Below are 5,467 nucleotides of genomic sequence, written 5' to 3' on the forward strand. Positions count from 1 at the left end.
GCTCTTGACGGCCGCAGCTTGCAGGGGTTTGAGGTCGGCACCTGACTGCGGACCTCGAGGGGCCGACCCTCATCTCTTGTACAGCTCCACATCTCCTCCTTCAGAAATGTGTTCGTGACACACCGTCCAGGTGCCACTTGCCGGTGAAGAAGGTGCGGTAGCCCGCCTGCTTGAGCACAGATCCGAGGGTCCATTCCGCTGCCGGCAGGCCGCCGCCCTGGCCCTGGAAGGCCACGGTGGTCATGCCGCTGCGGTTCGGGATCCGCCCGGTCTGCATCGCGGCCCGGCCTGGGGTACAACTCGGCTGGGCATAGAACGAGAAGAAGGTCATGCCCTCGCTGGAAAGCCGGTCGAGGTTGGGTGTCGGCATGCCACGGCCGATGCCGCCGCCATAGGGGCCAAGGTCGCCAAAGCCGGTGTCGTCGGAGACGATCAGCACGATGTTGGGTTGCTGTCGCGGGGCTTGGGCGAAGGCCGGGACGGCCATCCCCGTCGAGACCAGGGCCGTGGCCCCGATCAGGGCAGCCTTGGCGCGCATGTGTCGGAAGCGCGATCTATCGGCATTGGTTTGTGAGGACGCACGATCACTGGTCATGGGATCTTCCTCTCTCTGATGATGCAGCGGAAGCCGACATGGCTCGTCGAGGTATCGACCAGCTGCGGGTGACGCGCTGCCGGACGGTAGCGGCGGCAGTAGTTGGGCGCGCACAGATGCGAGCCGCCCTTCAGCACGCGGCGCGGGATCCGCGTTTCCGGCTTGGACGGGTCATAGCTCTGGTCCTCGCGAGCACCGCGCGGGTTCTCGGGAATACAGCAGGCCTTGGGAGCGTCGGCTGGATGCTTCGGCACATAGAAGTCGCTGGTCCACTCCCAGACATTGCCAATCATGTCATGGAGGCCATAGCCGTTGGGCGGGAAGGCAGTGACGGGGGACGTGCGCTCAAAACCGTCCTCACACTTGTTCTGGAACGGGAAGGCGCCCTGCCAGGTGTTCGCCATCTGGCGCCCGTCCGGCGTGAACGTGTCGCCCCAGGCGAACTCGGCGCCGTCGAGCCCGCCACGGGCGGCGAACTCCCATTCAGCCTCCGTCGGCAAGTCCTTGCCGGCCCATCGGGCATAGGCGAGCGCATCCGTGTAGGCCACGTGCACGACAGGATGATTGTCGAGGCCGTTGATGCTGCTCTTCGGGCCGTAGGGATGTCGCCAGTCGGCGCCCTTGAGCAGAGTCCACCACTGGCCCCACAGGCGCAGGTCGACGGGATGATCCGGTGGCGTGAAGACGAGCGAGCCCTTATACAGCATCTGCGGCAGGGCGCCGGGATAGTCCTTGGGATCGGGTTGCTTCTCGGCGACGGTGACATGCCCGGTGGCGCGGACGAAGTCGCGGAACTGGCGATTGGTGACCGGCGTCCGGTCGAGCCAGAAGCCGTCGACGGTGACGCGATGGACCGGTGCCTCCTCGGGATAGTGATGGTCTGATCCCATGCGGAACGTGCCGCCGGGGATCCGGATCATGCCGGCGTATGAATGATCCCTTGGCTCGGGATCCTGATCATGCCGGAGTGTGGCCTGCGACATGGGCGTTGCTCCCGTTCTGGCACGCCCGCAGTATCATCCAAGACCCGATCCTCAGGCTATTAGGGTCTACCCTGAATTTGATGGGGGCAAACCCTGATATGTGGCCGCGAACATCTTCAGCCGAGATACGGGGTAGATCTGCCGGCCCGCGCGTCCATGCCGTCCCGGTCGACAGCGAGTGGCCTCAGGGTTTAACTTAGATTTGTTGGACGAGGGCTCCGTCGCGACCCCGATCCCGTTGCGTCGCCTTTGCGGCCGGAGACCGCCCTTATGAGCAATGGCACCGTCCCGGTGGCTTCGCGATCTTTCTCGGGCATGCCGCCCCGCCTGCGGCGGCGGATCGCCCTGATCTTCATGGTCATCACGGTTGCCGCATGCCTCGTCGCCGCGGCCTTGCTGCTCTCCCGCGCGGCCGACGAGCGGCGCGCGATCGAGCAACGTGCCCTGGAGGCTGCGAAAGCGCTCTCCTTCGGCTTCGATCAGGAGGTGGCGGCAGTCAACTATCTGCTCAAGGGGCTGTCCAAGTCCCCGGCACTCCTCTCAGGCGATACCAAGGCCTTCTACGATCAGCTCAAGGCGACCCCAGTGCCGGAAGGCTCCTGGCTGGTTCTCAACGATCTCGCCGGGCAGGTCGCCAACACCCTGCGGCCGTTTGGATCACCGTTGCCGCGGCATGTCGACTTCCCGAACTACCGCGAGGCCTTTGAGCGGATCCGGGACCGGAGATGGGCCGTCTCCGGCCGGATGCTGGCTCCCTTGAAGGGCAGCATCGTCGTGGCCCTCAGCCTCCGGCTCGACGATGCCGAGGATCGGATGAACGGCCATCTCACGATCATCCTGACTGAGGCGCGCCTGGGAGCGATCCTCGATGAGCAGACTCTGCCGACCGGCTGGGTGAAGGGTCTCTACGACCGCAAGTTCCAGCCGATCGTGGCCGACAGGGACGGTCGCAAAGGGTCCGACCTGCCGGCCCCCGCAACATTGGCCACCCGCCTTGCCGATGCCGGGCCGGACAGCACGATCACGGGAACGGTCGAGTCCACGGATGAGCGCGGGCTGCCCGTCCTGGTCACCTTCCGCCGCTCGGGGGCGACGAACTGGACGACGGCGGTCACGGTGCCGCTTGCGGATCTCAATGCACCGGTCACCGCCGCATTGTGGCAGATGGCCGGACCTGGATCTCTCCTCCTGCTGGCCGGTGGGCTTGCCGCCTGGTTCACGGCCCGTCAGGTCGAGCAGCCGCTCCGGACACTGTCCGATCAGGTCACGGGAGCAAACAACAAGGTCAACGAACTGTCCGGGCAGTTGCTCGTCCTCCAGGAGGAGGAGAGGCAGCGCATCGCCCGCGAGCTGCATGACTCGACGGCGCAGCACCTCGTGGCTGCGAACCTCGGGCTCGCCACTCTCGAGGGAACGGTTGTGGCCACTCCGGCCTCCCGCTCCGCGTTTGCGGAGATCGAAAGCCTGCTCGCCGAGGCACTCAGGGAACTGCGCATCTTCACCTATCTGCTGCATCCGCCGAACCTGGCGAAGGACGGCCTCCAGGCCACATTGCGGGACTTTGCCGAGGGCTTTGCCGGGCGCACGGGGCTCGTCGCGCGGATTCGGATTCCGGAGGAAGTCGATGATCTGCAGCCGGAGCTCCAGCGGGCGATCCTGCGCGTGGTGCAGGAGGCGCTCACCAACGTGCATCGGCATGCCGGCGCCTCGCACGTGTCCGTCAACGCTCGGATCCGGTCCGGTCGGCTGCTGGTCCGCATCCGTGACAACGGGCACGGGATAGGAGGCTCGGCCCGGCCGGATGGTCCGATCCGGCTCGGCGTCGGGGTTGCGGGCATGCGGGCCCGCATGGAGCAGTTCGGCGGCAGCCTGAGGATCCGGACGGGTCGCGTCGGCACCTGTGTCGTCGCAATGACCCCGGTCATCCGGACTAAACGATCCCCGCAAAGCGCCGGCCGCCTGCGGATGCCATGGCAGGTACGCTTGCCCAAGGCAAACGGCAGGACCCTTTCCTGACATTTCAGGGTCTGCCTCAGACGGTTTCAGGGTTTTGCGCAGGTGGGTCCGGCTGCCGGAAAGTGTATCCTGCCATGGCACTCGGGCTCACCGGAACGGCCGCAGGCCTGGGTCGCGGAAGGAAGGCACGCGATGACGCGCATCCTGATCGCCGACGATCATGACGTGGTCCGCTCCGGCGTCCGGACCATCCTGGAGGCGCATGAGGGCTGGGAAGTCGTCGGCGAGGCGACAGACGGCAAGCAGGCCGTCGACCAGGCTCTGGCGATCCGGCCCGACATCGTCATCCTCGATTACGGTCTGCCGCTGATGATCGGCGTGGAGGTGACCCGGCAGATCAGGACCCGCCTTCCCGGCGTCGAGGTGCTGATCTTCACCATGCACGACACGGATAGCCTGGTCCGGGACGTGCTCGAAGCGGGCGCCCGCGGCTTCCTGCTCAAATCCGATGCCCGGCAGTTCCTGGTCTCGGCGGTGGAGAGTCTGGCGGCCCACAAGCCGTTCTTCACCGGCAAGGTCTCCCAAACCCTGCTCGAGACCTATCTAGCGAAGGGATGCACCCACGAGGCGGCGCTGACGGCCCGTGAGAAGGCCGTCGTGCAGCTGATCGCCGAAGGCCGGACCAACAAGCAGATCGCCGACATCCTCAGCATCAGCACCAAGACGGTCGAGACGCATCGCGCCCTGGCCTTGCGCAAGCTCAACCTCGACACGACGGCCGCGCTGATCCGCTACGCCGTCCGCAACAAGCTCGTGGAGAACTGATCCTGGAATCAGGTGCCGCCGGGGGCCGATTATGCCGCTGTCTTCCGGCGGCCTGTCCATCGGACCGTCCATCCGCTTGACAAGCCCGGCGATCATTGCCCGGTGTCTGCCTCGCCTGCTTCTCCGTTGAGCTTTTCATCGTACCACTCGGCCAAGTCAGAGGCGAAATTCTCATCCTGATCTAGGCGCACCAGGAAGGCCGAGGCCAGGAAGTAGTGGAACGGAATCTCGGATTTCTCATCATCGAGCATGGCGTCGACCTCCGGACTGGCGAAAAGCTGGCGGCTGATCTGGCCGTCTTCCATGCCCAGGACGATGGCGACCTGTCCAGGCTCCAGGGTGATCGTGGTCTTCTTGTCCTTGCTGTCGGTCATGCTGACGGTTCCCTCATGAGATGCTCGGCCCCAATCACTCAATCGTATGAATGTGGGCACGTTCCCGTTGTAGCGCCTCGACTTGCCTCGAACGTGCCCCTCCATCTCGCGGTGGGTCGATCGGAACGAAGCGGAAAGAGGAACATTAAACTCCCGTCCTAGTTGCCTGTGTCCGGTCACACCACCTTGGAGAAGGTCGATGGCACAGAACGCAGGCGCCAATCAGGGCGGGGTCAACAAAACCCAGGACAAGAGCGCGGATAGCAAGCGCCGGCAGGACGATGAAACCGGAGCCGAAAACACGGAAGCGAAGCCGCTCGATCCTGGGATCGGAACAGACGGCCGTGCGCCGAGCGATATGACCGGCGGCCGGAGCTAGGCGCATTCAACATTCGATGATCACTGCAGACCATAAGGAATCGTCATGGCCAAGAAAGCTCGCATGCGACCATCCTGGAAGAAGGCAAAGCGGATCAAAAGCCAGCCGTCCGGATCGCGCGCGGAGAAGGTCACACAGAAGCGCAGCTAGCCGTTCTTATGCATGGGAAGGTTGATGAAGGCTGGCGAGTGTAGCTTAAGCACTTGAAGCAGCGTAGGATTTGGTTGTTGAGACTAATCCCTGCCACCAATTGCCCTGTGCCACACTCGCCATGCCGGACGATACACCTGCCACCTTCCCGTTTCCAGCCGTTGGCCGCAAGAAGATCACCGCTGCTTTCGACGGTGGGCGCCTG

General features: G+C 64.6%; 6 protein-coding genes. 3 read left to right on the forward strand and 3 right to left on the reverse strand.

Annotation, left to right across the window (positions count from 1 at the left end; translation table 11 throughout):
• Nucleotides 1-100 precede the first annotated feature (100 nt).
• A complete protein-coding gene (locus tag FS320_RS36920) occupies nt 101-487 on the reverse strand; it encodes a sulfatase-like hydrolase/transferase (RefSeq protein ID WP_274597271.1) in 387 nt (128 codons plus the stop codon).
• A gap of 104 nt (nt 488-591) precedes the next feature.
• Nucleotides 592-1,578: a formylglycine-generating enzyme family protein gene (locus tag FS320_RS36925; protein WP_152717289.1), complete on the reverse strand. Its 987-nt coding sequence runs from the start codon at nt 1,576-1,578 to the stop codon at nt 592-594.
• A 270-nt stretch (nt 1,579-1,848) separates the two neighbouring features.
• On the opposite strand from FS320_RS36925, the gene FS320_RS36930 reads away from it, so the two are divergent.
• Both FS320_RS36930 and FS320_RS36935 read left to right on the forward strand, forming a co-directional pair.
• The gene (locus tag FS320_RS36930; RefSeq protein ID WP_152717290.1) at nt 1,849-3,594 is read left to right on the forward strand and encodes a sensor histidine kinase; all 1,746 of its coding nucleotides are present in this window, start codon (nt 1,849-1,851) and stop codon (nt 3,592-3,594) included.
• Nucleotides 3,595-3,726: 132 nt separating this feature from the next.
• Entirely contained in the window at nt 3,727-4,359 is a 633-nt protein-coding gene (locus FS320_RS36935) for a response regulator (protein ID WP_152717291.1), read from the forward strand.
• 92 nt (nt 4,360-4,451) lie between these two features.
• On the opposite strand, the gene FS320_RS36940 is transcribed toward FS320_RS36935, so the two are convergent.
• Nucleotides 4,452-4,733, reverse strand: a complete 282-nt coding sequence (locus tag FS320_RS36940) for a hypothetical protein (protein ID WP_152717292.1) — start codon at nt 4,731-4,733, stop codon at nt 4,452-4,454.
• Between the two features lie 199 nt (nt 4,734-4,932).
• Between FS320_RS36940 and FS320_RS36945 the strand changes: the two genes are divergently transcribed.
• Nucleotides 4,933-5,112 carry a hypothetical protein gene (locus FS320_RS36945; protein ID WP_152717293.1) on the forward strand — a complete coding sequence of 60 codons (180 nt, stop codon included), beginning with the start codon at nt 4,933-4,935 and terminating at the stop codon, nt 5,110-5,112.
• Nucleotides 5,113-5,467 lie beyond the last annotated feature (355 nt).

Source organism: Microvirga tunisiensis (assembly GCF_009296175.1).
Taxonomy (GTDB): domain Bacteria; phylum Pseudomonadota; class Alphaproteobacteria; order Rhizobiales; family Beijerinckiaceae; genus Microvirga; species Microvirga tunisiensis.